The following is a 24,501-nucleotide window of genomic DNA, read 5'->3' on the forward strand; positions in this document are numbered from 1 at the left end:
GGCGCTTTACACAAAGGCCGTTGTCCGGTTTTAGTCAATCGGTCAATTAACAGACAATCCGCGGGGTGGAAACGATGTTCAACGATCAGCTTCTCGCCGGGCGGCGGATCCTCGTGACCGGAGGCGGTACCGGCCTCGGCAAGTCGATGGCGGCGCGGTTTCTGCAACTGGGAGCCGAAGTTCACATCTGCGGCCGCCGCAAAATTGTATGCGACGAGACCGCGACCGAGTTGATGGACGAGTATGGCGGCCGCGTCGTCAGCCATGGCGTCGACATCCGCAATGCGCTTGCGGTCGATGAGATGATCGGACAGATCTGGGCTTCGGGTCCCCTCACCGACCTCATCAACAACGCCGCCGGCAATTTCATCTCGCGCTCGGAAGACCTGTCGCCGCGCGGCTTCGACGCCGTCGCCAACATCGTGATGCACGGCACCTTCTATGTGACCCATGCGGTGGGCCGGCGCTGGATCGCAGACAGGCAGCGCGGCAACGTGGTGTCGATCACCGTGACCTGGGTGCGCAACGGCTCGCCCTACGTGGTGCCATCGGCGATGAGCAAATCGGCGATCCACGCCATGACGATGTCGCTTGCGGTCGAATGGGGCAGACACGGCATCCGCCTCAACACCATCGCGCCGGGCGAAATCCCGACCGAGGGCATGAGCAAGCGCATCAAGCCCGGCGACGAGGCCGGCGCACGTACCCGGGCTCAGAACCCGATGGGCCGGGTCGGCACCATGGAGGAATTGCAGAATCTGGCCGTGTTCCTGATCTCCGGCGGCTGCGACTGGATCAATGGCGAGACCATCGCGATGGATGGCGGCCAAGCGCTCGCAATGGGCGGCAACTTCTACCAGCTGCGCGACTGGAGCGACGACGACTGGAACAAGGCCCGCGAGTCGATCAAGGCACAGAACGAGAAGGACCGGGCCTCGCGCGGGTGAACTCTGCCGTCGTCCCTGCGAAAGCAGGGACCCATAACCACAAGCGCTCGTTGTTACGAAGGCAACTAGCTCCATCGCCTTTACCGATAGGCCGCGGCGTATGGGTCCCTGCTTTCGCAGGGACGACGGCATCCCCGTATTGTCTTCTGCGCACGTTATCGCCACACTCCGCGCAACGATAACAAAACGATACGGGAGAGACATGTCCGCGCCGGAGCAATTGACCAATCTTGCCGACATGGTGCGCGAGCGCGCCAAAACGCGTGGCGATGCCATCGCCTATGAGTTCGAGGGACGCCAGACCACGTTCGCCGAGTTCGACGTCAAGACCAACCGCGTCGCGAACGCGCTGATTGCGATGGAGATCAAGCCGGGCGAGCGCATCGCCTATCTCGGCAAGAACAGCGACTTCTATTTCGAGCTGCTGATGGGCGCGATGAAGGCGGGGATCGTGATGGCGCCGGTCAACTGGCGCCTCGCCGGCCCGGAGGTTGCCTTCATCGTCAGCGACTGCAAGGCGCCGGTGCTGTTCGTGGGCCCTGAGTTCATCACGCAGGTCCGCAACATCAAGCCGCAACTGCCCGATATCCGCACCATCATCACGACCGAAGGCGGCGCGCCGGAATGGCAGGATTTTGCGGCCTGGCGCGATGCGACCAGCAGCGATGATCCAAAGGTGCCAATCGGCCCGAAGGACATCGCGATCCAACTCTACACGTCGGGTACCACGGGCAAGCCCAAGGGCGCGATGCTGTCGCATGCCAACTTCTTCAACCTCGTGCACGCCGGCAGCGAGGCTGAGAAGCCCGAATGGAACAAATGGTCGGCGGACGACGTCTCGCTGGTCGCGATGCCCGTCTTCCACATCGGCGGCTCCGGCTGGGGCGTGATGGGACTCTATCACGGCGCCAAGGGCGTGATCGCGCGCGAGTTCGATCCGACCAGGGTGCTCGATTTCTTCGAGCAGTCTGGAATCACCAAGCTTTTTATGGTGCCGGCCGCGATGCAGTTCGTGGTGCGGCAGCCGCGGGCGCGGCAGGTTGATTTTTCCCGGCTGAAATACATGCTCTACGGTGCCTCGCCGATTCCGGCGGCGCTGCTGAAGGAATGCATCGAGGTGTTCAAGTGCGGCTTCGTGCAGCTCTATGGCATGACCGAGACGACAGGCACCATCGTCGCGCTTCCGCCTGAGGACCATGTCGAGGGGCTGGAGCGCATGCGCTCAGCCGGGAAGGCGCTGCCGGGAATCGAGATCGCAATCCTCGATCCCGACGGCAACCGCTTGCCGCCCCGCCAGGTCGGCGAGATCGCCACCCGCTCCGGCTCCAACATGGCCGGCTACTGGAACCTGCCGGAGGCGACCGCGAGGACGCTCGGCAGTGACGGCTGGCTGCGCACCGGCGATGCCGGCTACATGGACGAGGACGGCTATCTCTATATCCACGACCGTATCAAGGACATGATCATCTCCGGCGGCGAGAACATCTATCCCGCCGAGGTCGAGAGCGCGCTATGCGATCATCCCGATGTCGCCGAGGCTGCCGTGATCGGCATTCCCGACGACAAATGGGGCGAAGCGGTCAAGGCGATCGTGGTGATGAAGCCGGGCAAGCAGGCGACCGCCACCGACATCATCAATTTTACCCGCGAACGCATTGCCGGCTTCAAGACGCCGAAATCGGTCGACTTCATCGAAGCGCTGCCGCGCAACCCGTCGGGGAAAATCTTGCGGCGGAATCTGCGCGAGCCGTATTGGGCGGGGAAAGATCGTCAGGTGAATTAGGCCCCGTCATCAAACGATGTCGTCCCCGCGAACGCGGGGACCCATACGCCGTGTCGTTGCTGATATGGGAAGTGTTAGTTGCCTTCTCTTGACCGCCGTGCCTCAAACTGCGTCCTGTGGTTATGGGTCCCCGCGTTCGCGGGGACGACGCGTTGAGAGCGGAGCGGCCGCTCACTTCTTCCCCGCCTTCTCCCGCGCGGCGCGGTGGCGGGCCTTCATCTCATCCGACCACACCTCCGCCGGATTGTAGAATTCGGCAAACGCCTTTGCACCCGGCGGCAGCGTAACCCAGGGCTGCTTGGTCGAGGTGAAGATGTGAACGTCCGGCGGGCACTGGCTTGGATCATCCATGGTGCCGACGCGGACGAAGCGCACCGCGGGGCCGGAGCCGGGATAATTGCTCCAGACGGCGACCTTGCAGACCGGGCAGCGCGCGATCTTCTGGCCCTTGCCGCTGGCCGACGGGGTATCGATGATCTCGGGCTCGGCCTTGAGGTGCTCGACCCTGTCAGCTTCATATAGCGCGTTGACTGCGTGCACCGTGCCGGTCTCGCGCTGGCACCAGCTGCAATGGCAGGCATGCACGATCATCGGCCGGCCGCTCAATCGGTAGCGGATATTTTGGCACGTACATCCACCTTCCATCATACGCTCCTAATATTTCCCCGCCCCCATATAGCCGAACAGGAATCCCGCCACCTTGCGCTTCTGGATTTCCTCGCTGCCTTCTGTGATGCGGTAGCGGCGGTGGTGGCGGTAGATGTGCTCGAACGGCTTGTGGCGCGAATAGCCCATGCCGCCATGCACCTGCATGGCGCGGTCGGCGGCCTCGCAGCACAGTCGGTTTGCCCAATAGTTGCACATCGAGACGCGGTCGGACAGCGTATGCTCGACCTGGGCCTGAGTGAGCTGGTCCATTTCCCATGCGGTCTTGCGGATCAATAGCCGCAGCATCTCCGCTTGCGTCGCCAGTTCCACCAGCGGCCACTGGATCGCCTGGTTCTCCGCCAGCGCCTTGCCGAACGGCTTTCGCTCACGGGCATATTTGACGCTTTCGTTGATGCAGTAGACCGCGGCGCCGAGCGAGCTTGCCGCCTGCCTGATACGGTTTTCATGCACAAAGCACTGCGCCAGCGACAGGCCGCGGCCGACCTCGCCGAACAGCGCATCCTCGGGCACGAACACGTCCGTAAAACTGACGCGCGGATGATCGGTCGGCATGTTGAAGGTCCACATATATTCCTCGACCTTCACACCCTCGCTTCTGGCTGGCACCAGGAAGCAGGTGATGCCGCGCGCGTCGCCGTCATTGCCCGAGGTGCGGGCAAACAGCGCACAATGGGTGGCGACGTGCATGCCGGTCGTCCACATCTTCTCGCCGTTGATGATCCAGCCCTTGACGTTGTCGCGGGTGGCCTGCACCGCCTTCGTCTCCATATGGGTCGCGTCCGAGCCGTGGTGCGGCTCCGTCAGACCAAACGTGATGCGGTATTTGCCCGTGATCGACCCGTCGATCATCGCCTTCTGCGCGTCGGTGCCGTAGCGATCGAGCATGGTCACGAGCGGGAGGTTGCCGACGATCGAATGCTCGTTCTGTAAATCGTTGTGCAGGCCGAGCCCCTTCGCGGCAAAATGCTCGCGGATTACGGCCATCCAGAGGTTGGAACCGTCCTTGCCGCCGTAACGCTTCGGGATCGCGAAGCGCAGATGCCCAGCCGCGTCGGCGAGGTTTTTTGCCTTGCGCAGCAGCGCTTCCCATTCGTGGCGCGGCAAGCCGCCGTTCTCGAAATCGGTGCGCGCCCATTCGCGGCGGTGGTCGAAGAAGCGGATGTTGTCGTCGGCCTCCTCCAGCGGTTTGATCTCGCGCGCGATGAAGCGGTCGAGTTCGTCGAGATAGGCAACGAGGTCGGCGGGCAGGTTGAAATCCAAGGCGGCTCTCCCGGAAATGTCGTTTATTGCTTTTGCGTTTAGGCGCTACAGAGCGCTCCTGCTCAGGTTGATTTAGCTGAGAAGACCGCGATTAAGTCAAGCAATGGAAGCGGCCTTGGCATGCGCGGGGGCCTTGCGCAATTGGATGGTTTCACACGGCCGCGTCGCGCTATGATCCCTGCCAATATTCTTCTCGGCAGAAAATTGACATGGGAGCCAACATGGACCTGAAATTCTCAAAGGTGACGCGCAAGGGACCGATCACGATCATCACGCTATCGCGGCCCGAAGTGTACAATGCGCTGCATATCGACGCGCATTTTGAACTCAACAAGGTGTTCGACGATTTCTCCGCCGACCCCGAGCAGTGGGTTGCGATCGTCACCGGCGCCGGCGACAAGGCGTTCTGCGCCGGCAACGATTTGAAATGGCAGGCCGCCGGCGGCAAGCGTGGCTGGGACAAGGGCGGCTTTGGCGGCCTCACCTCGCGCTTCGACTGCGACAAGCCGATCATCGCCGCCGTCAACGGCGTCGCGATGGGCGGCGGTTTTGAAATCGCGCTGGCCTGCGACCTCATCATCGCGTCGGAAAATGCCACCTTCGCCCTGCCCGAGCCCCGCGTCGGCCTCGCCGCACTGGCCGGCGGCGTGCACCGGCTGCCGCGGCAGATCGGGCTGAAGCGCGCCATGGGCATGATCCTCACCGCGCGCCACGTCTCCGCCAAGGAGGGGCTTGAGCTCGGTTTTGTGAATGAGGTGGTTCCTGCCGGCGAGGCACTCGCAGTGGCCGAGCGCTGGGCCGAGACCATCTGCAAGAACTCACCGATGTCGATCCGCGCTTCCAAACAGGCGATTCAGCGCGGGCTCGAAGTATCGCTGGAACAGGCGATCGCCGAGCAGCGCGAATATCCCGCCGTGAAGGCGATGGCGGCCTCGCAGGATTACATCGAGGGACCGAAGGCGTTTTCGGAAAAGCGGCCGCCGAAATGGCTGGGGCGGTAGGGCTCTCGACACCCTATCCACGTCATTGCGAGCGAAGCGAAGCAATCCATGCCTCAACACGGGGATAGATGGATTGCCTCGTCGCTGCGCTCCTCGCAATGACGGCGGAGAGTTGGCGCCGTAGGATGGGTAGAGCGCAGCGAAACCCATCATCGGGCGCATCGTCGATGCTCTGATGGGTTTCGCTTCGCTCTACCCATCCTACTTATTCCCTAACTCCCTCTTGTACGACGCGTAATTCGGCTGATCGACGGCCAGCTTGTCCATCGTGGTCTGCCAGAGATGCTCGGCGAGCCCCGGCGTCTCCAGATCGACTTCACCCGCTGCGATCTTTTCCGACAGCACGCGGTTGAGGTCGATCAACGCGCCGTCCATGCCGAGCAACTGCTTGAGCCGCGCCGCCTCCGCAGCATCGCTCTCCTGCGCCAGTGCCAATTGCCGCGTGACCAGGTCGAGCGCGTTAATACCGACGCGGAGCTTGAACGCATTATGGCCCTTGATATCAGGCGCAATCTCGTTGCGCAAAAAATCCGCGACAGCCTTGATCAGTTCGGTGGGCGTGGGTTCGTCCTGCACAATCATCCTCCTCTCGGAGCAAGCAATCTCAATAAATCGATCTCCGTCTCCGACGAACGGCGGCCGATCATGGCGCGCTCCATCGAATGGTCCGGGCCCTGGCGAAAACGCTGCATCATGCCGCAACACATGATGCCCCAACGCAGCGTGCCCATGACTTCCCAGAACATCACCCTGTCCGCATCGACTTTGCGGCCCGCCTCCTCGTAGCCGGCGAACAGCTCCTCGCGCGTGCCAAAGCCGCCGACCGGCTTGTCGATCTCGCCGAAGCGCCAGGAGTTGACGCAGATCCATCCCAGATCCTCCATCGGGTCGCCGACATGCGCGAGCTCCCAGTCCAGCACCGCGCGCACCCCGTCAGGGCCGATGATGAGGTTGCCGTGGCGGAAATCGCCATGCACCAGCGTCACCTCCTTCGACGGCCCAGGATCGCGCTCGCCGAGCCAACGCAGCGCCAGCTCGAACACCGGACGCGGCCAGTTGAAGCTGCGGTATTCCCGCTCGAGGTCGGCGATCTCTTTTGTTGCGCTCACCTCGCGCAGTTTCGGCAGCCTCAAAGCCGGCAAGCCGTGGATGCCGGCGATGATGCTCCCTAACTGCCGTGCCAATATCGGCCGTGCCTTGGCGAACTTCTCGTCGCGGAGAATCTTGCGCGCGATGGTCTCACCCTCGATCCGCTGCATGATGAAACCGCGGCCGAGCTCGTCCTCGGGCCTCAGCACATGCATCACGCGCGGCGACGGCAGGCCGGCATCGTGCGCAAGCTGCATCAAGGTGGCTTCGGCATGAAGACCCGCGGCCCGCCCAGGCGAGGCGCCGTAGCCCGGCGGCGCGCGGCGCAGGATGGCGCCGACATTGCCGCTCGGGTGCACGATATCGAACGTCCAGGTTTCCTGGCTGGCGCCACCGGAAAGTTTTGCCGCGCCCGTGACGCCAGTCGCCCCCGGATACCAGGAGGAGACGCAGCGTCCGAGTTGATCCTCGATCATTTGCCCCTGAACTTGGCGGGACGCTTCTCGAGGAACGCGCCAACGCCCTCCCTGAAATCTTCCGTCGAGCCGGCGATGCGCTGCGACTCATATTCGAGGTTGAGCTGCTCCTCGAAGGAGTTTTCTGAACTGTCCCAATAGAGCTTGCGGATCAGCGACAGCGCGACCGTCGGTCCGTTGGCCAGCTCATGCGCGAGCTTGATCGCCTCCTCCATCAAGACCGCATCGTCGTAGACGCGGTTGACGAGCCCCCATTCCAGCGCCTTCTCCGCCGGCAGCCGCTCACCCATCAGCGACAATTCGACCGAGCGTGCCTTGCCGATGATCCGCGGCAGCAGCCAGGTCGAGCCGCAATCCGGCACCAGGCCGATGCGGCGGAACGCCTGCAGGAAATAGGACGAGCGCGCGCACAGGATCATGTCGCCCATCAGCGCAAAGCTCATGCCGGCGCCCGCGGCGGGACCGTTGACCGCCGATACGATCGGACAATGCAGCCGGCGCAGCCGCCGCAGGAACGGATGGAAGCCGATCTCCAGCGATTGGCCGGCATTGCTCTTTCCCGCCTTCTGGCTATTGCGGCCTTGCAGATTGGCGCCAGTGCAGAAAGCGCGCCCTGCCCCGGTCAATACCAGGCAGCGCACCTCGTCCCGCTTGTCGTCGATCGCATCGAGCGCCTCGCCAAGACCGCCCAGCATGTCCATCGAGACCGCGTTCATGACCTCCTGATGATCGAGCTTGAGAATCGCGACCGGGCCGTCGAAATCGAGCGTGACGTGCTTGAACTGCATTGCTTCCTCATGACTTGTGTTTACGCGCTATTTCGCTGCGCGGAAGAGACCGGATGATGTCGCGCCCATATTTGATTTTCTTGACCGCCTTGTCCATGCTTGCGCCAGAACATCTGCCCGCCACCGGGCGCAAGTCTGTTCCAAACAAAATGGAAACATCGCATGAGCATTTTTGATCTCACCGGCCGCACGGCCGTGATTACCGGCGGCAATGGCGGCATCGGCCTTGGCATCGCACAGGCCCTGAACGCGGCCGGCTGCAACGTCTCGATCTGGGGCCGCAACGCCGAGAAGAACAGCAAGGCCGCCGCGACCATGTCGGCAGGGCCCGGCAAGGTGCACACGCAAATCTGCGACGTCTCCGATCCGGCATCGGTGAAATCAGCGATGCAGGCGACGCTGGATACGTTCGGCCGGGTCGACGGCTGCTTTGCCAATGCCGGCATCGGCGGCGGCGGACGGCGGGCCTTCATCGACCGCACCGAGGAGGAATGGCGACGGATGTTCGCGACCAATCTCGACGGCGTCTTCCACGTGTTTCAGGCCGCCGCCCGCCACATGACCGAGCGCGCCGAGGCGGGCGACAGATTCGGCCGGCTGGTCGCAACCTCGAGCCTTGCCTCGCTGTTCGGCACCGCCCGCAACGAGCACTATGCCGGCACCAAGGCGGCGTTGAACGCGCTATGCCGCGCGCTTGCGGTGGAGCTCGCCCGCTACGGCGTCACCGCGAACGCGATCCTGCCCGGCTGGATCAAAAGCGACATGACCGCGGGCATCATGGCCAACGACAAGTTCGTCGCCAACGTGATGCCGCGCATTCCCGTGCGCCGGTTCGGCGAGCCTGCGGATTTCGGCGGCATCGCGGTGTACATCATGAGCAAGGCGTCGTCGTATCATACGGCGGATTGCTTCGTGATCGATGGCGGGTATACGGCGTTTTGAGGTTGGTCGAGATGCCCTGATCGGCGCCGCACACTCGATCGTCGTTCCCGCGCATGCGGGAATCCAGTACGCCGCGGCTTATCGGCCCTATCACTGCGATCTCTGGAATACTGGATCACCCGCTTTCGCGGGTGACGACAGCGCGCGTTGCCGCTGCAGGGTGGGCAAAGCAGGCCCGCGGCCGCCGGCGATTGTCCCGGTTTGCGGGATGGTCCATCGCGCCGGACGATAATTGTTACCTGCGATCCTCGAAGCCAGCTTCCTTCGAGTAACCCGGTTGAACGTTCCAGCCGGGCGAAAAAGAGGATCGTTCATGACGTCAGACAGACGCACGTTTCTGGGTACCGGCCTGATCGCCGCGGCCATGACCTCGCAGGATTGGGGCCTCGCCGCCGCCGCGGCCGAGTTGGCGTTGCGCGACGGCCTTCGCACTGAGGCGAGCACCGATTTCGGCCGTCTGCTTCGCAAGGAGCCGCGCGTAGTCGCGCAGCCTGTCTCGGGCGCGGAGATCGCCAGCCTGTTCCGCCTTGCAAAAAGCGAGAGACTGAAGGTTGCCCCGCGCGGCCGGGGCCATTCGATCTACGGCCGCGCGCTGAGCGAAGGCGGCATCGTGGTCGATATGGGCAGGCTCGGTGCAATCGGCGACATCAGGCCGGACCGCGTCGTGGTTGGCGCCGGCGCGAGCTGGCAGAGCGTGCTCGATGCCACGCTGCCGCAAGGCCTGACGCCGCCGGTGCTGACCAACTATCTCGGCCTGTCGGTCGGCGGCACGCTCGCGGTCGGCGGCATCGGCGGCTCCTCATCCCGACATGGCATGCAGACTGACAACGTTCTCGAGCTCGATATCGTGACGGGCGACGGAAACGAATTAACCTGCTCGGCGGAAGCGAACCCCGCCGCGTTCGACGCCATCAGGGCCGGGCTCGGCCAATGCGGCATCATCACCCGCGCGACCTTGCGCCTGGTGCGCGCGCCGGAGCGCGTTCGCCGCTTTCAACTGTTCTATCCCGGCTTGAGCGAACTGATCGCCGACCAGCGGCGTGCCCTGGCGGAAGATCGTTTCGATCAGTTGCAGGGCGCCATTCTTCCCGACGGCGCCGGCGGCTGGCAGTATCAGCTCGAGGGAGCGGTGTTCTATCATGGCGACCAGCCGCCTGACGATAAAATCCTGCTCAATACGTCGGCGGACATGCGTAGCGCCGCTGTCACGACCGACCTCACCTATCGCGAAGATGCCGCCGCCTTCGCAAAATTCGAAGCTTTGCTTCGATCGAAGGGACAGTGGACGACCCCAAAACCTTGGCTGCTGACGTTCCTGCCCGGCAGCAGCGCGGAAAAGCTCGCGCGCGACGTCCTCGCCGAACTGAGCCCGGTGGATATCGGGCCATTCGGACGGATCACCTGCTATCCCATGCGAACGAACGCGTGCCGCACGCCGCTGCTCCGCCTGCCCGACGAAGACGTCGTTTTCCCATTCAATGTCATCCGCATGCCGCCGTCCGACGATCGCGCCGCGACGGAGCGAATGGTGGCGCAGAACCGTAGCCTCTATGAACGCCTCCGCAGCGCCGGCGCAATGCAGTATCCGGTCAGTGCGTTTCCGATGTCGCAGGATGATTGGAAAGATCATTTCGGGCCGGGCTGGGCACGGTTCGCCGAAAACAAACGGCAGCTCGATCCGGCAGGCCTGCTGACCCCCGGCTACGAAACGTTCCGATGACGCGCTAGAGCAGCTCGGCCTTGAGCGCGCTGGCCAGGAAATCGGTGAAACGCCGCATGCGCTCCAGCGGCGCCTTGGTCGGCGGCCAGACCAGCTGGATCGGCATGCCCTCGGTTTCAAACTCCGGCAGGACGATGGTCAGCGCCCCCTGTTCGACCAGCTCCCTGATCTGCCAGAGCGGCAGCTGTGCAAAGCCGACGCCTTCACCCGCTGCCGCGCGGATCGCGGCGGCGCTGTTCGAGTGAAAGCGGCCGGACACGCTGATCCTCTGCAGCTTGCCGCCGATGCGAAACGGCCATTTGTGCGTCGGCCCCGTTCCCGACCGCAGCACGCAGTGATGGTTTCCAAGCTCGTCCGGATGTTTTGGGACGCCATGCTGGGCGAGATAGGATGGCGCGGCACAGGTTACGACGCGCAGCGCCTGCAGCCGGCGCGCCGTCAGCTGCTCATCGGCGGAGACGCCGATCCGCACCGCCATGTCGAGCCCTTCGGCGACGAGGTCGGCCTGGTCGTCGGACGCCTTCAGCTCGATCTCGACCTTCGGATAGAGTTTGAGGAAACGGCCGATGATCGGCGCGACATAGGATGACGCAAACAACACCGGCGCGCCGACCTTCAGCGGGCCCGATACTTCGCCACGAAGGCTGGCGGCTTCGTTGCGCGCCTCGATGATTTCGGCAACCGCCGGCTTGATGCGTTCATAGAACAGTTTTCCAGCTTCCGTCGGCTCCGAGCGTCGCGTGGTCCGCTTCACCAGCTCGACGCCGACCGAACGCTCCAGCGCGATCAGCGACCTGTTCAGCGATTGCAACGGACGGCGCAGGTGACGCGAGGCCGCCGCCTGGCTGCCCTTCTCGATCACCGCCACGAAGGCTTCGAGGTCGTCCAACCGTTCCACGCGCGGGATCCCCCTTTGCGGGATAGTGTATCATTGAAGAAGGGCCCGCCGCGACCATCGCGACGGGCCCTTCCCTGTTTGCTGTCTTACGTGCCTATCCCCACGGCCCGCGCGAGGCCGAGGGCCGGCCCCACGGGCTGTGGCGCAGATAGTTGCCGCTTGTATTCGTCGAAAGCGTTCCGCCATGTGCGCCCATTTCTCCCGCCAGCTGCTGCAGGGCGGCGATCCGGTTCTCGGTCGACGGGTGCGTGGTGAACAGATTGTCCATGCCGTGGCCCGACAGCGGGTTGATGATGAACATGTGCGCGGTGGCCGGATTGCGCTCGGCTTCCGGGTTCGGGACCACATGCGCGGCACCCGCGATCTTCGCCAGCGCCGACGCGAGCCACATCGGCTGGCCGCAAATGCGTGCGCCCATATCGTCGGCGGCGTATTCGCGGGTGCGGCTGATCGCCATCTGCACCAGCATGGCACCGAGCGGCGCCAGGATCATCATGGCGATCGAGCCGATGACGCCCGGGCCGCTGTTGTTGTCGCGATGACCGCCAAAGAACATGCCGAACTGCGCCAGCATCGAGATCGCACCGGCGATCGTCGCGGTGATGGTCATCAGCAGCGTGTCGTGATTCTTGATGTGCGCGAGCTCATGCGCGATCACGCCGGCGAGCTCCTCGCGGCTCAGCGATTGCATCAGGCCCGTGGTCACCGCGACCGCGGCGTTTTGCGGATTACGGCCGGTGGCGAACGCATTGGGCTGCGCCTCGTCCATCACGAACACGCGCGGCATCGGCAGGCCGGCGCGCCCCGCGAGCTCGGCCACGAGGTGGACGAGGTCGGGCGCGCTGTTACGGTCGACCTCATGGGCGCCGTACATCGACAGCACCATGCGGTCCGAATTCCAGTACGCGAAGATGTTGGTCGCGGCGGCGATCACGAGCGCGATCATGGCGCCGCTGGCGCCGCCGATCAGATAGCCGACGCCCATGAAGAGGCCGGTAAGACCGGCCAACAGGATGGCAGTCTTGAAATAGCTCATTGTCGTCTCCTTGCCGCCTCCGGCCGGAAGGCCGTGGCTGGCATCCCAAAGGTAGGAATTGCCCTGGCGGCGCTTCAAGATGCCGGGGTGCGTCGAGGCGCCGCGTTTGGCGGCCGAAACCGTGCCGAATTACGGAAACGTAATCTGACGGCTTGGGCACGGCCCCCCGCCAGCGCCAGTTGCTCCCGCCCGGCTTGTACAACGCGGACGCCACCGTCTACATTTGGCCAACGAGCGCCGCACGGGCTTGTTCCGCCATGCGAAAACGCAAATCGCGGTGGCTCATCGGAAACTGGGGAGGAATTGAAGCAATGTTTTCGCACGTGATGATCGGCACCAACGACCTCGACAAGGCCAAGGCATTCTATGACGCCCTGCTCGGCACGCTCGGGGTGCGGCCGGCCAAGGTCGACGGCCACCGCATTTTCTACTTCACCAAGACCGGCGTGTTCTCGGTGACCAAGCCGATCAACGGCCAGCCGGCGACACCCGCAAATGGCGGCACCATCGGCTTTGCAGCCGACTCTCCCGAGCAGGCCGACGCCTGGCATGCGGCCGGTATCGCCAATGGCGGCACGACCTGCGAAAATCCGCCGGGCGTTCGCGAAGGCCCCGGCGGCAAGCTCTATCTGGCTTACTTACGCGATCTCGACGGCAACAAGATCTGCGCGATGCACCGTATGCCGGCGTGACTCTCGAACCTCATCCTGAGAGTCTGTGAATGTATCCAGTTCCGTCATTGCGAGCGCAGCGAAGCAATCCACGTCTCGGCACGGGGATAGATGGATTGCTTCGCTGCGCTCGCAATGACGTGGACATAGCGGAGCGCGCAACCCCTCCCCTCATCCTGAGGAGCGGCGAATGCCGCGTCTCGAAGGATGAGGGCAATGACCGGGCCTCATGGTTCGAGACGGCGCCAAGGGCGCCTCCTCACCATGAGGTTTGACATGAACGACTAGAAGAGGAGCGCCAGGCCATGAATCGATTTGCCATCTCATTGGCGGCCTCCGCCGCATTGCTCTCGGCTAGCCTCGCGCCCGCGCACGCCGAGATCGATGTCACCACGCTCAAGAAGGCGATCGCGGCATCGATTGAAAGCACCTACCCCCAGCTCGACGGGCTCTACAAGGAAATCCACGCGCATCCTGAGCTTGCCTTTCAGGAAGTGAAAACCGCCGCGAGGCTCGCCGCGGAAATGCGCGCGCTCGGCTTCGACGTCACCGAGAATGTCGGCAAGACCGGGCTGGTCGCGATCTACAAGAACGGCGACGGCCCCACCATCATGGTGCGCACCGAGCTCGATGCGCTTCCGATGGAGGAAAAGACCGGCCTCGACTATGCGAGCCGGGACAAGACCAACTGGGGCGGGCGCGAGGTGTTCGTCGCCCATAGCTGCGGCCACGACATCCACATGGCGAGCTGGGTCGGAACGGCGAAGACGCTGCTTGGCCTGAAGGACCAGTGGCGCGGCACGCTGATGTTCATCGCGCAGCCGGCGGAAGAGATCGTGGCCGGCGCCCGTGCCATGATTGCGAGCGGCCTGTTCACGCGATTCCCCAAACCCGACGCCGCCTTTGCCCTGCATGCAGGCCCGTTCTCTCACGGCACGGTCTTTTATCGGACCGGGGTCGGCTCCTCTGCCGCCGATGGTCTCGAAATTACATTCCACGGCCGCGGCGGTCACGGTTCGGCGCCGCACACGACGATCGACCCCGTTACGATTGCGGCGCGGTTTATTGTCGACGTACAGAGCGTGATCAGCCGCGAAAAAGACCCGAACGAATTCGGCGTCGTGACCGTTGGCGCCATTCACGGCGGCACTGCCGGAAATATCATTCCCGATTCCGTGCAGCTCTCCGGCACCATTCGCTCCTTCAAGCCCGAGGTTCGCGCCAAGCTGCATGCCGGGATCGAACGAACGGCAAAGGCCGTCGCCGCCATGTCGGGCGCCCCTGCACCCGACATCAGGATGGCCGAGGGGACCAAGTCTGTCATGAACGATCCCGATGTGGTGGCCGCCACCGCCGAAGCCCTGAAGGCGGCATTCGGCGACAAGTTCAGGGTTTCGCCGCCGGGGACCGCCAGCGAGGATTTCTCCGAATATGCCGGCGCCGGCGTGCCGTCGATGATGTTCAACATCGGTGTCTATGACCAGGAACGCATCGACGCCGTGCGCAACGGTGGCCCGCCGATACCATCAAATCATTCGCCGCTGTTCGCGCCGGTACCGAAGCCGACCATCGAAACCGGCGTCACCGCCATGACGCTCGCGGTGCTGAGCGCGTTCGACAAGCGCAAAGGCAAATAAGTTCGTAGGATGGGTAGAGCGCAGCGAAACCCATCCTGGGCATTGACGATGCGCTCAATGATGGGTTTCGCTTCGCTCTACCCATCCTACGCACTTGCCATGGCACGGAAAATCGTGCGCGCCTCGCCCGCGCTTGTACAAGCTATGCCCTGCCGTCTACAGTGCCGGCCAAATGCGCCCGAGAGATCTCTGCGCAAATGGGAGGAATATCCATGAAGCACGCCTATATCCCGCGAACGACGACCTACAATCTCAATCCGGGCGAAGAACTCAACGATCTCAGAATGTCGGACGAGGTCCGTCCGCTCTATGAGCACGTGAAGAAATTCATCCGCGAGACGGTCGACCCGATGTCGGTCGAATTCATGCGGCTCGGCGAGGCCAAGAAGGACCGCTGGAGCTTCACGCCGGAACAGCTCGCGGTGCTGCAGAAGGCCAAGGACAAGGCCAAGGAGGAAGGGCTGTGGAATTTCTTCCTGCCGGATGCCGAGACCGGCGAAGGCCTGAAGAACCTCGACTACGCCTATATTGCGGTCGAGCTCGCGAAGAATCCGCTGGCGTCGGAAACCATGAACTGCTCGGCGCCGGATACCGGCAACATGGAAGTGCTGGAGCGCGTCGGCACCAAGGAGCAGAAGGAGAAGTGGCTGAAGCCGCTGCTCGCAGGTGAGATCCGCTCGGCCTATGCGATGACGGAGCCGAACGTCGCCTCCTCCGACGCCAAGAACATTTCGACCACGGCAAAGCTGGTCGGCGACGAGTGGGTGATCAATGGCGAGAAATACTACATCTCCGGCGCCGGCGATCCGCGCTGCAAGATCATGATCGTGATGGTGAAGACCAATCCCGACGCGCCGCCGAGCAAGCAGCAGTCGCAGATCCTGGTACCGATCGATACACCCGGTGTCGAGATCCTCGGGCCGATGCACGTGTTCGGCCACGACCACGCGCCGCGCGGCCACATGCACCTGCGCTTCAACAATTGCCGCGTGCCGAAGGAGAACATCCTGCTCGGCGAAGGCCGCGGTTTTGAAATTTCGCAGGTCCGCCTCGGCCCGGGGCGCATCCATCACTGCATGCGCACGATCGGCAAGGCGGAAAAGGCGCTCGATTTGATGGTGTCGCGCGGTCTGACCCGCGAAGCCTTCGGCAAGAAGATCGCCCATCTCGGCGGCAACCTGCAGATCATCGCGCAGGCGCGCTGCGAGATCGAGGCGATGCGGCTGATGGTGCTGAAAGCGGCCAAGGCGATGGACGTGCTCGGCAACAAGGAAGCGCGGATCTGGGTCAGCATGGTCAAGGCGATGGTGCCGGAGCGTACCTGCAAGATCATCGACCAGGCGATCCAGATGCACGGCGCCACCGGCATCTCGCAGTGGAGCCCGCTCGGCGAAATGTACCAGGACGTGCGGCATCTGCGCTTCGCCGACGGTCCCGATGAGGTGCACTGGATGGTGGTCGGCAGGCATGAGCTGAGCATGCCGTAGCGGCTTGCTCACAAAGCCAACGCAACCGTCATTGCGAGGAGCAAAGCGACGAAGCAATCCATGCCTTCATATGCCGCGCTATGGATTGCTTCGCTTCGCTCGCAATGACGGAGAAACTAGCCCCACCCGCGAGTCCCCCATGCAGTACGACCCCTCCGACCTAAAACCCCGCGAGCGCTACAAGGTGCTGACGTCGTTCGTGCTGCCGCGGCCGATCGCGTGGGTGACGTCGGTGGGACCTGCCGGCGTGGTCAACGCGGCGCCGTTCAGTTTCTTCAACGTGTTCTGCGAGGATCCGCCGCTTTGCATGTTCGCCGCCAACCTGCGGCCCGACGGCCGGGTCAAGGATACGGTGATCAACATCCGGGCGACGAACGAATTCGTGGTCAACATGACCGACGAGGCGCTGGCGCACGCGATGCATGAGAGCAGCGGCGATTTTCCGCCCGAGATCGGCGAGCCGGATTACCTTAAACTCAAACTGGCGCCCTCGACCAAAATCGCCGTGCCGCGGCTGGCAGATGCGCCGTTTTCGATGGAATGCAGGACCTGGAAGGAAATCGACGTCAACGGCGACCGCCTGCTGATCATGGGCGAAGGCATCCACTTCCACATCCGCGACGACTTGTGGGACCACGTCGCGATGCGCGTGCACATGGATCGCTATCACCCGATCGGCCGCATGTTCGCGGATCGCTATTGCCGGACGGATGATCGCGTGGTGTTTCCGCCGGCCGAGGGGGCGAAGACCGCCGTCTGAGCCGACGCGTTTCGTAGGGTGGGCAAAGCGAAGCGTGCCCACCATTCCAACCACGCATGAAGATGGTGGGCACGGCGCAAGCGCGCCTTTGCCCACCCTACGAATTTCAGGCCGGCCGGTGTGCGCGCATGAAAGACCGGATCTGGCGCACCGCGAGCGGTACCCGCTCCTTCGGCTCCTTCCACGGAAATAAACTCACTTCGGCGTTCGGCGCCAGCATCGCGCTCTCCATCGCGACCGCATAGGGATGCGCCGGGATGTCGTCGGGCAGGATCAAGACCGGCGTCTGGCATTGCCGCACGAAATCGCGCGTGACCGTGAACACGAAATCCGGATTGGTGCGGTACATCCGCGTCAGGAATTTCTCGGCCTGCTCCATCGTGATGTCGGGCCGGCGTTTTGTCAGTTCGGGCGCCCAGCCCCTCATGTTGTTGTCGTAGAACAGGTCGCGCATTTCGGGACGCGAGCCTGACGGCATTGCGAGCACGCCCGCCACCACGCGATCCGGCGCGCGCTTGAGCAAATTCCAGATCAAAGGGCCGCCGATGCAGAAGCCCAGCACCATGAATTTTTCGAAACCGAGATGGTCCATCAGCGCGAGCTGATCGTCGGTGTGGGAATCCCAGGGGCGGTCGGTCTCGAGCGGCCCTGACGACTGGCCGGGCGGCGCGTTGCGCAGGTCGAAGGCGACGCAGCGGTACTCGTCGCCAAACTCCTTGATGGCGTTGAAGGGCGGATAGTCGCCGGTGATGCCGGAGATGTTCGAGTTCAACCCGCCGCCGGCGATCAGCAGCAGCGGGAAGCCGGAACCGGCCTCCTCATAGTGGATGCGGACGGCGTCTTTTTCGAGAAAGCTCATGCGGTTTCTCCCTGCCCGCGCATCACGCCTTCGCGGGGCCGATCTTGTCCTGCGTTTTGTATCGAAATCGCTGGCGTCGCCATGCCGGCCTGGCGGCGTCAGTTCCAGAATTTCCACCACGGACGTGAACCTGGCACGCCATCAGCGCGTTTCGGCGCGCGCACCATGTTTGCTTCCGCCCGCAAAAATTCCTCTTCATCGTCGTTCAACCAGAAATTCGTTCCATCGGCTTGCAACCGATCCAGAGGGAAGCCGGTAAATGATCTGCATATCTCGAACACGAGTTCCTCGCCAAAATCGGGATCGCCCATATCACCATATTCGGGATGGCGGGGGTCCCGATATCGGGTCACTCCGTCGACGTCATGGCGATCGAATTTGGAGAGATAGGCTTCTTCTACCGGCAGCCGCGACCCCTCATCGGCGATCACCATCCCATCGTAGCCGTGTTGGCGGCGGATCAACGTGCCCCGATGGAAAATCGCAAATCCCCAATGACCGACTACGCTGTGCAGGGACAGAACCGCGATATCTGCTTCGGAAAATCGACGAAGCAGCACATTTCTGAAGACTTCAAACTCCTGATTCTCTTCATCGCCTTCGCCGGCAAAAAAGTATCCCGCAAGGGGGCTGTATATGATCGCGCAATCGTCCACCATGCCGATCCAGATACTGCCTTGCAGGGCACCGTCAATTGGCGTGTCACTGACCTTGCGCACCTTGTCATAGCCGAGGTCACCGAGAAGTTTCTCTGGTCCGCCGTCGAGCACTGCTGGCCGAACAAGGATTGTATGCGTTTTCCAGCCCAACCCGCGCCTCCACAATCTGTAATTGTCAGAGCGTGTAGCAGCCCGCGGTCGGTCTGTCACGTACTGGCCGGCTCGCCGATCTTGTCCTGCGTCTTGGTGTCGAAATCGCTGGCGTCATGCCGCTCGTGCAACTGGCTCGCCGGATCGCCCGAGATGCGGTTGACCATGCGGCCGCGCTTCACCGCCGGGCGTTTCGCGATCGCATCGGTCCAGCGCTGCACGTTCTTGTATTCGTGCACCGACAGGAATTCGCCGGCGCCGTAGACCAGCCCCTTGGCCAGCGCGCCATACCACGGCCAGGTCGCCATGTCGGCGATGGTGTAGTCCTTGCCGGCGAGATATTCGTTGTCGGCCAGGCGCCGATCGAGCACGTCGAGCTGGCGCTTCACCTCCATGGCGTAGCGGTCGATGGCGTATTCGATCTTGGTCGGCGCGTAGGCGTAGAAATGGCCGAAGCCGCCGCCGAGAAACGGCGCGCTGCCCATCTGCCAGAACAGCCATGACAGGCACTCCGCGCGCGCCGCGCCGCTGGTTGGCAGGAACGCACCAAACTTCTCGGCGAGATGCACCAGGATCGCGCCCGATTCAAACACCCGGATCGGCTCCGGCCCGCTGCGGTCCATCAGCGCCGGAATCTTCGAGTTCGGATTGACGGCAACAAAGCCGCTGCCGAACTGGTTGCCGTCGATCTTGATCAGCCAGGCGTCGTATTCCGCGCCGCTGAAGCCGGCCGCCAGCAACTCCTCGAACATCACGGTGACCTTCACCCCGTTCGGCGTCGCCAGCGAATAGAGCTGGAACGGGTGGCGGCCGACCGGCAGCTCGGCCTCATGCGTCGCGCCCGCGATGGGCCGATTGATGCTGGCGAAGCGGCCGCCGCTTTCCTTGTTCCAGGTCCAGACTTTTGGCGGCTCGTATCCAAGGGGACTGTTGGCGGGGGCGTCGGTCATTCGGGATGGCTCCAGGCTGTTCGGCCGTCTCGCGGTGGCGTGATATGCGCAGTCGTTTCGCTGGCCTTTTATACCGGCCCCTACGATCTGGTAGCAGCGCCGCAACCAAACAAGAAGGCGGCAAAAATCAGGGGAGCAATGCACTTCCGGCAAATGATGTCCTCGGAGCAATGCCGCTGTGGCTGGCGCGGTCGCGATCCGCCATAATGGCTGTGTCGCGACAACAGAGACCCTGCAAATGCTCCCGTCCCAGCGCGCCTTATTCGAGATCCCGCGCCAGATCTGCTACCTCAACGCCGCCGGCTATAGCCCGCTGCCCATCCGCACCCTGGAGGCCGGCCGCGCCGCGGTTCTCCGCAAGGGCACGCCGTGGACGCTCGAGGCCTCCTTCGCCAACCAGCAGCATGAACGCGCCCGCGCTGCGGCCGCCCGACTGATCAATGCCGAGGCTTCCGACATCGCGCTGATCTCCTCGATCAGTTACGGCGTTGCGACCGCCGCGAAGATATTGCCGATCGCCCGCGGCAGCCGCGTGATCGTGCTGGAGGACGATCATTCCTCGCCGGTGCTTGAATGGCACACACGGGCCGAGGCGGAAGGCTTCACTGTCGACACCGTCCGGCAACCCGGCGATGGCGACTGGACCTCGGCGGTGCTCGAAAGCATCGCGCGATCCGGACCACCGGTCAGCCTGGCCTCGATTTCGTCGGTGCACTGGTCGGACGGCGGGTTGATCGACGTCGACAAGGTCGGCGCGGCGCTGCGCCAGCACGGCGCGGCCTTCCTGATCGACGCGACGCACGGCGTGGGCGTACTGGCGATGGACGTCACGCGGCTCGATCCCGATTTTGTGATCTTCCCGACCTACAAATGGCTGCTCGGCCCTTATGGCCGCGCCTTTCTCCATGTCGCCAAACGCCATCAAGGCGGCTTCCCGCTCGAGCAGACCGCGTCCGGCCGCCGCGACGTGCGCGCCGACAACGCGGTCTATTTCACCGATATCAGTTACGTACCCGATGCGCGGCGCTTCGATATGGGCGAGCGCGACCATTTCATCTCGATGGAGATGGCTTCGATCGGCATGGAGATGATGGCGGACTGGGGCACAGCCGCCGTCGTGCAACGGCTTGCGATGCTGACCGAGCGGATCGAAGCGGGCGTGCGCGGCATTGGCGGCGTCCACGTTCCCGAACCCCATCTGCGGGCGCCGCACATCTTGAGCCTTGCGTTTGAGGGCGGAATGCCGGCAGGCCTCGTCGAAGGATTGGCGAGCGAAGGCGTCCATGTCGCGCCGCGCCTCGGGCGCATGCGCATCTCGCCGCATGTCTATAATGACGAGGCGGATGTCGATCGCTTCGTCGAGGTGCTGACGCGGCGGCTGCGGGGCTGACCCCATGTCAGACCTCATCCTGAGGAGCCGCGAAGCGGCGTCTCGAAGGATGAATGGCACCAGCGGGGCCGCATGGTTCGAGACGGCGCATTCGCGCCTCCTCACCATGAGGGTAACAGAGTTACGATGCCGCGGCTTATGACGCCGCGACCTTGCGTGGCGCTTCCGCCCGCTCCCATCACAAATCCCTCATAGCCTTTGGCGGCGACCTCGTCACAGATCTTTCGGTAGGGGCCGACGCCGCCGATATAGGGCATGAAGATGCGCGGCTTGCCCGGAACATTGGCGCCCATGTACCAGGAATTGGCCTGCGGATAGAGCGTGGCGGCCGCAACCTCATTGACGTGGTCGACCCATTTGTCTTCGGCGTCCGCCGACGCCTCCATCGTGTCCAGACCGCGTTCGCGCATGTACGCGAGGCAGTCCGCGATCCAGTCGACATGCTGCTCGATCGAGACGATCATGTTCGACAGCACCGACGGGCTGCCGGGGCCGGTGATGACGAACAGGTTGGGAAAGCCCGCGCTCATCAGGCCGAGATAGGTGCGCGGGCCGGCTGCCCATTTCTGGTTCAGCGTCTGGCCACCACGTCCCTTCATATCGATTTTGGCCACCGATCCGGTCATGGCGTCAAAGCCGGTCGCCAGCACCAACGCGTCGACCTCGTAATCCTTGCCGGCAACGCGCACGGCGTTTTCGGTGATCTCCTCGATCGGGTTCGACTTGATGTCGACCAGCGTCACGTTCGGCCGATTGAAGGTCGCGAAATAATCGGTGTCGATGCAGATGCGCTTGGAGCCGATCGGGTGATCGTTCGGCTGCAGCGCTCTTGCCGTTCTGGGGTCCTTGACGATCTCGGCAATCTTCTCGCGGACAAAATCGGCCGCAGTGTCGTTCGCCGCCTTGTCGAGCCCGAGATTATTGTAGACCGACATGAAGGTGAGGCCGCCGCGCTGCCAGCGCGCCTCATATTTCGCGCGGCGTTCATTGTCGCCATCATCGAGCGCGCCGCGGTCGGGCATCTCGGTATAGATGCCGTTCCGCGCGACTTCGCGGGCAAAGCGCCTGATCTCGGGATAATTGTCGCGAAATTTCTTGCGCTCTGCGTCCGTCAGCGGTGCGTTGCGGGCAGGAATCGAAAAATTCGCGGTGCGCTGGAATACCGTGAGATGACTCGCCTGCTCGGCGATGACGGGCACGGACTGGATGCCTGACGAGCCCGTGCCGATGACGGCGACGCGCTGGCCGGTGAAATCGACCGCCTCATGCGGCCAGTGCCCGGTGTGATAGACCTTGCCCTTGAATTGATCGAGGCCCTTGATATCGGGCATGCGCGCGTTCGACAGGCAGCCGGTGGCGAGCACGACGAATTTTGCCGTCACCGTCTTGCCGTCGGATGTCGTGACCGACCAGAGATTAGTGACCTCGTCAAAAACGGCGCTTTCGACGCGGGTGTCGAACTGGATATCCTTCCGCAGATCGAAGCGGTCGGCAACGTGGTTGGCGTATTTCAGGATCTCCGGCTGCGGCGCGTAGCGTTCGCTCCAGTCCCACTCCTGCTGCAGCTCTTCGGAGAACGAATAGGAGTACTGCATGCTCTCGACGTCGCAGCGCGCGCCGGGATAGCGGTTCCAGTACCAGGTGCCGCCGACGCCCGAGCCCTGTTCAAAAACCCGCGCCGTCATCCCCTGCCCGCGCAAGCGGTGCAGCATGTACATGCCGGCAAAGCCCGCGCCAACCACGACGACATCGTAGGTGGCGGAGGATTTGGCGGTAACGGAAGACGTGGCGGACATGAAGGCGGGCTCCCTTGGCTTATCTCTTGATTTGGCCGCCAGCATTCTATCCGCAGCGTGAAAGCGCAAGACGCAAATCGGCGGCATGGCATTGCATATTTTGCGCGGTGGAATGTTCGCTCCTCATGGTGAGGAGCGCGTCTTCGCGCGTCTCGAACCATGAGGCCACAGGCGGGCCTGCATCCTTCGAGACGCCGCTCCGCGGCTCCTCAGGATGAGGGTCAGGAGTGCTTGGCATGCAAGCCTCCGATGGGCTAGCGTTCCGCGGAAGCCGAGCAGTAACTGGAATGCCGCCGCCAGGAGGACACACCATGAAATCGCCAATCTGCGAGATGCTGGGCATCGAGTTTCCGCTGCTTGCCTTCAGCCATTGCCGCGACGTGGTTGCTGCCGTCAGCCGCGCCGGCGGCTTTGGCGTTCTGGGCGCGACGGCGCATTCGCCTGAAACCATCGAGCAGGAGCTGAAATGGATCGACGATCACACCGACGGCAAGCCCTACGGGCTCGACGTCTTGATCCCGGAGAACATTTCGACCGCGGGTGAGAAGGGTGTCACCTGGAAGAGCCTGGAGGCGCGGATCTCGCCGCAGCATCGCGACTTCACTCGCAACCTTCTGAAGAAGTACGGCGTTGAGCTGACGACCACCAATGTCGCCGACAACCAGCCGCAGCCGTTCGACGCGCAGCGCGCACTCGATGTGCTTGAGGTCTCGTTCCGCCACCCGATCAAGCTGATTGCGAACGCGCTCGGCGTTCCGCCCAAGCAGATGATCGACATGGGCCGCAAGCATGGCGTGCCGGTGGCGGCGCTGGTCGGATCGAAGGAGCACGCGCTGCGGCAGGTTGCGGCGGGAGTCGATATTCTGGTGGCGCAGGGCACCGAGGCCGGCGGCCATTGCGGCGAAGTCTCGACCATGGTGCTGGTGCCCGAGGTGATCAAGGCGATCAAGCCTATCCGCGACGTGCCGGTGCTGGCCGCGGGCGGCATCATGACCGGGCGGCAGATGGCGGCCTGCATGGCGATGGGCGCGGCCGGCGCCTGGACGGGGTCGGTGTGGTTGGCGACGGTGGAATCGGAAACCACGGAAATCTTCCGCGAGAAGATGATCGCGGCCTCCTCGCGCGACGCCGTCCGCTCCAAAGGACGTACCGGCAAGCCGGCGCGGCAGTTGCGCTCGGTGTGGACCGATGCGTGGGATCGCGGCCCCGATAGCCCGGGCGCGCTGCCGATGCCGCTGCAAAGCATCATCAGTCGCGACGCCTTCAACTCGATCGACCGCGCCGCGGCGGCCGGTAACGCGCAGGCGCGCGATCTCGTGACGTATTTTGTCGGCCAGGGCGTCGGCCTGATCGACAGCGTGAAATCCGCCGGCGCCGTGGTGCAGGAATTCAAGGAGGATTTTGCCGATGCGGTGGAGCATATGAATAGGCTGATGGAGGAGTGAACTCCACTCTCGTAGGGTGGGCAAAGCGACTTGTCCGCCGTAGCTCAACGAGCGAAGGCGGAAGCGTGCCCACCACCTCCCAGCAGGA

At 63.5% G+C, this 24,501-nt stretch carries 22 protein-coding genes; 11 read left to right on the plus strand and 11 right to left on the minus strand.

The annotated features are described in order from the left end of the window. The first annotated feature begins 74 nt into the window (after positions 1-74). Both QA643_RS29400 and QA643_RS29405 read left to right on the plus strand, forming a co-directional pair. Complete coding sequence (locus QA643_RS29400) at positions 75-947, plus strand: SDR family oxidoreductase (protein WP_283029152.1); 873 nt, start codon at positions 75-77, stop codon at positions 945-947. Positions 948-1,149: 202 nt separating this feature from the next. Beyond that, positions 1,150-2,730 carry a fatty acid--CoA ligase gene (locus QA643_RS29405; protein WP_283029153.1) on the plus strand — a complete coding sequence of 527 codons (1,581 nt, stop codon included), beginning with the start codon at positions 1,150-1,152 and terminating at the stop codon, positions 2,728-2,730. Positions 2,731-2,901: 171 nt separating this feature from the next. On the opposite strand, the gene QA643_RS29410 is transcribed toward QA643_RS29405, so the two are convergent. Together QA643_RS29410 and QA643_RS29415 are read right to left on the minus strand one after the other, a co-directional pair. After that, a complete protein-coding gene (locus QA643_RS29410) occupies positions 2,902-3,321 on the minus strand; it encodes a GFA family protein (protein WP_283029154.1) in 420 nt (139 codons plus the stop codon). 63 nt (positions 3,322-3,384) lie between these two features. Next, positions 3,385-4,659, minus strand: a complete 1,275-nt coding sequence (locus QA643_RS29415; protein ID WP_283029155.1) for an acyl-CoA dehydrogenase family protein — start codon at positions 4,657-4,659, stop codon at positions 3,385-3,387. Between the two features lie 221 nt (positions 4,660-4,880). Between QA643_RS29415 and QA643_RS29420 the strand changes: the two genes are divergently transcribed. Further along, on the plus strand, positions 4,881-5,660 hold the full coding sequence (locus tag QA643_RS29420) for an enoyl-CoA hydratase-related protein (protein WP_283029156.1): 780 nt from the start codon (positions 4,881-4,883) through the stop codon (positions 5,658-5,660). A gap of 201 nt (positions 5,661-5,861) precedes the next feature. Here QA643_RS29420 and QA643_RS29425 read toward each other — a convergent pair whose 3' ends face one another. The 3 genes from QA643_RS29425 to QA643_RS29435 are packed head-to-tail and all read right to left on the minus strand — an operon-like array spanning position 5,862 to position 8,013. Then, positions 5,862-6,236: a DUF6285 domain-containing protein gene (locus QA643_RS29425; RefSeq protein ID WP_283029157.1), complete on the minus strand. Its 375-nt coding sequence runs from the start codon at positions 6,234-6,236 to the stop codon at positions 5,862-5,864. Positions 6,237-6,238: 2 nt separating this feature from the next. Further along, complete coding sequence (locus tag QA643_RS29430; protein WP_283029158.1) at positions 6,239-7,225, minus strand: phosphotransferase family protein; 987 nt, start codon at positions 7,223-7,225, stop codon at positions 6,239-6,241. Beyond that, a complete protein-coding gene (locus QA643_RS29435) occupies positions 7,222-8,013 on the minus strand; it encodes an enoyl-CoA hydratase/isomerase (protein WP_283029159.1) in 792 nt (263 codons plus the stop codon). Before QA643_RS29435 ends, QA643_RS29430 begins: the two co-directional genes overlap by 4 nt. Before the next feature lie 162 nt (positions 8,014-8,175). Here QA643_RS29435 and QA643_RS29440 point away from each other — a divergent pair, with 162 nt between their 5' ends. Continuing rightward, complete coding sequence (locus QA643_RS29440; RefSeq protein WP_283029160.1) at positions 8,176-8,955, plus strand: SDR family oxidoreductase; 780 nt, start codon at positions 8,176-8,178, stop codon at positions 8,953-8,955. A 313-nt stretch (positions 8,956-9,268) separates the two neighbouring features. Beyond that, on the plus strand, positions 9,269-10,675 hold the full coding sequence (locus tag QA643_RS29445; RefSeq protein ID WP_283029161.1) for an FAD-binding protein: 1,407 nt from the start codon (positions 9,269-9,271) through the stop codon (positions 10,673-10,675). A gap of 4 nt (positions 10,676-10,679) precedes the next feature. Here the strand turns inward: QA643_RS29445 and QA643_RS29450 are convergent, their stop codons facing one another. Both QA643_RS29450 and htpX read right to left on the minus strand, forming a co-directional pair. Beyond that, positions 10,680-11,573 carry a LysR family transcriptional regulator gene (locus tag QA643_RS29450; protein WP_283029162.1) on the minus strand — a complete coding sequence of 298 codons (894 nt, stop codon included), beginning with the start codon at positions 11,571-11,573 and terminating at the stop codon, positions 10,680-10,682. A 94-nt stretch (positions 11,574-11,667) separates the two neighbouring features. After that, positions 11,668-12,609 carry a zinc metalloprotease HtpX gene (gene htpX, locus QA643_RS29455; RefSeq protein ID WP_283029163.1) on the minus strand — a complete coding sequence of 314 codons (942 nt, stop codon included), beginning with the start codon at positions 12,607-12,609 and terminating at the stop codon, positions 11,668-11,670. A gap of 311 nt (positions 12,610-12,920) precedes the next feature. On the opposite strand from htpX, the gene QA643_RS29460 reads away from it, so the two are divergent. From QA643_RS29460 to QA643_RS29475, 4 genes are all read left to right on the plus strand, one after another. Next, positions 12,921-13,301, plus strand: a complete 381-nt coding sequence (locus QA643_RS29460) for a VOC family protein (protein ID WP_283029164.1) — start codon at positions 12,921-12,923, stop codon at positions 13,299-13,301. A 284-nt stretch (positions 13,302-13,585) separates the two neighbouring features. After that, positions 13,586-14,917, plus strand: a complete 1,332-nt coding sequence (locus QA643_RS29465) for an amidohydrolase (protein ID WP_283029165.1) — start codon at positions 13,586-13,588, stop codon at positions 14,915-14,917. A 212-nt stretch (positions 14,918-15,129) separates the two neighbouring features. Continuing rightward, positions 15,130-16,404 carry an acyl-CoA dehydrogenase family protein gene (locus QA643_RS29470; RefSeq protein ID WP_283029166.1) on the plus strand — a complete coding sequence of 425 codons (1,275 nt, stop codon included), beginning with the start codon at positions 15,130-15,132 and terminating at the stop codon, positions 16,402-16,404. A gap of 139 nt (positions 16,405-16,543) precedes the next feature. After that, complete coding sequence (locus tag QA643_RS29475; RefSeq protein WP_283029167.1) at positions 16,544-17,164, plus strand: flavin reductase family protein; 621 nt, start codon at positions 16,544-16,546, stop codon at positions 17,162-17,164. Between the two features lie 106 nt (positions 17,165-17,270). On the opposite strand, the gene QA643_RS29480 is transcribed toward QA643_RS29475, so the two are convergent. The 3 genes from QA643_RS29480 to yghU all read right to left on the minus strand — a co-directional run bounded on the left by QA643_RS29480 (position 17,271) and on the right by yghU (position 19,782). Next, entirely contained in the window at positions 17,271-18,023 is a 753-nt protein-coding gene (locus QA643_RS29480) for an alpha/beta hydrolase (protein ID WP_283029168.1), read from the minus strand. A 98-nt stretch (positions 18,024-18,121) separates the two neighbouring features. Continuing rightward, on the minus strand, positions 18,122-18,832 hold the full coding sequence (locus tag QA643_RS29485; protein ID WP_283029169.1) for a hypothetical protein: 711 nt from the start codon (positions 18,830-18,832) through the stop codon (positions 18,122-18,124). Between the two features lie 56 nt (positions 18,833-18,888). Beyond that, a complete protein-coding gene (gene yghU, locus QA643_RS29490; protein ID WP_283029170.1) occupies positions 18,889-19,782 on the minus strand; it encodes a glutathione-dependent disulfide-bond oxidoreductase in 894 nt (297 codons plus the stop codon). A gap of 238 nt (positions 19,783-20,020) precedes the next feature. Here yghU and QA643_RS29495 point away from each other — a divergent pair, with 238 nt between their 5' ends. After that, the gene (locus QA643_RS29495) at positions 20,021-21,172 is read left to right on the plus strand and encodes an aminotransferase class V-fold PLP-dependent enzyme (protein WP_283029171.1); all 1,152 of its coding nucleotides are present in this window, start codon (positions 20,021-20,023) and stop codon (positions 21,170-21,172) included. Between the two features lie 101 nt (positions 21,173-21,273). Here the strand turns inward: QA643_RS29495 and QA643_RS29500 are convergent, their stop codons facing one another. Further along, a complete protein-coding gene (locus tag QA643_RS29500; RefSeq protein ID WP_283029172.1) occupies positions 21,274-22,968 on the minus strand; it encodes an NAD(P)/FAD-dependent oxidoreductase in 1,695 nt (564 codons plus the stop codon). Positions 22,969-23,279: 311 nt separating this feature from the next. On the opposite strand from QA643_RS29500, the gene QA643_RS29505 reads away from it, so the two are divergent. Beyond that, complete coding sequence (locus QA643_RS29505) at positions 23,280-24,413, plus strand: nitronate monooxygenase (RefSeq protein WP_283029173.1); 1,134 nt, start codon at positions 23,280-23,282, stop codon at positions 24,411-24,413. Positions 24,414-24,501 lie beyond the last annotated feature (88 nt).

It is taken from the genome of Bradyrhizobium sp. CB3481, from assembly GCF_029714305.1.
In the GTDB taxonomy this organism is placed as follows: domain Bacteria; phylum Pseudomonadota; class Alphaproteobacteria; order Rhizobiales; family Xanthobacteraceae; genus Bradyrhizobium.

Excerpts from the sequence above, each read along its gene's own strand:
- QA643_RS29400 (WP_283029152.1), top strand. The coding sequence starts at position 75 with ATGTTCAACGATCAGCTTCTCGCCGGGCGGCGGATCCTCGTGACCGGA.
- QA643_RS29405 (WP_283029153.1), top strand. The coding sequence starts at position 1,150 with ATGTCCGCGCCGGAGCAATTGACCAATCTTGCCGACATGGTGCGCGAG.
- QA643_RS29410 (WP_283029154.1), bottom strand. The coding sequence starts at position 3,321 with ATGATCGTGCATGCCTGCCATTGCAGCTGGTGCCAGCGCGAGACCGGC.
- QA643_RS29420 (WP_283029156.1), top strand. The coding sequence starts at position 4,881 with ATGGACCTGAAATTCTCAAAGGTGACGCGCAAGGGACCGATCACGATC.
- QA643_RS29430 (WP_283029158.1), bottom strand. The coding sequence starts at position 7,225 with ATGATCGAGGATCAACTCGGACGCTGCGTCTCCTCCTGGTATCCGGGG.
- QA643_RS29435 (WP_283029159.1), bottom strand. The coding sequence starts at position 8,013 with ATGCAGTTCAAGCACGTCACGCTCGATTTCGACGGCCCGGTCGCGATT.
- QA643_RS29440 (WP_283029160.1), top strand. The coding sequence starts at position 8,176 with ATGAGCATTTTTGATCTCACCGGCCGCACGGCCGTGATTACCGGCGGC.
- QA643_RS29445 (WP_283029161.1), top strand. The coding sequence starts at position 9,269 with ATGACGTCAGACAGACGCACGTTTCTGGGTACCGGCCTGATCGCCGCG.
- htpX (WP_283029163.1), bottom strand. The coding sequence starts at position 12,609 with ATGAGCTATTTCAAGACTGCCATCCTGTTGGCCGGTCTTACCGGCCTC.
- QA643_RS29460 (WP_283029164.1), top strand. The coding sequence starts at position 12,921 with ATGTTTTCGCACGTGATGATCGGCACCAACGACCTCGACAAGGCCAAG.
- QA643_RS29465 (WP_283029165.1), top strand. The coding sequence starts at position 13,586 with ATGAATCGATTTGCCATCTCATTGGCGGCCTCCGCCGCATTGCTCTCG.
- QA643_RS29470 (WP_283029166.1), top strand. The coding sequence starts at position 15,130 with ATGAAGCACGCCTATATCCCGCGAACGACGACCTACAATCTCAATCCG.
- QA643_RS29475 (WP_283029167.1), top strand. The coding sequence starts at position 16,544 with ATGCAGTACGACCCCTCCGACCTAAAACCCCGCGAGCGCTACAAGGTG.
- QA643_RS29480 (WP_283029168.1), bottom strand. The coding sequence starts at position 18,023 with ATGAGCTTTCTCGAAAAAGACGCCGTCCGCATCCACTATGAGGAGGCC.
- yghU (WP_283029170.1), bottom strand. The coding sequence starts at position 19,782 with ATGACCGACGCCCCCGCCAACAGTCCCCTTGGATACGAGCCGCCAAAA.
- QA643_RS29495 (WP_283029171.1), top strand. The coding sequence starts at position 20,021 with ATGCTCCCGTCCCAGCGCGCCTTATTCGAGATCCCGCGCCAGATCTGC.
- QA643_RS29500 (WP_283029172.1), bottom strand. The coding sequence starts at position 22,968 with ATGTCCGCCACGTCTTCCGTTACCGCCAAATCCTCCGCCACCTACGAT.
- QA643_RS29505 (WP_283029173.1), top strand. The coding sequence starts at position 23,280 with ATGAAATCGCCAATCTGCGAGATGCTGGGCATCGAGTTTCCGCTGCTT.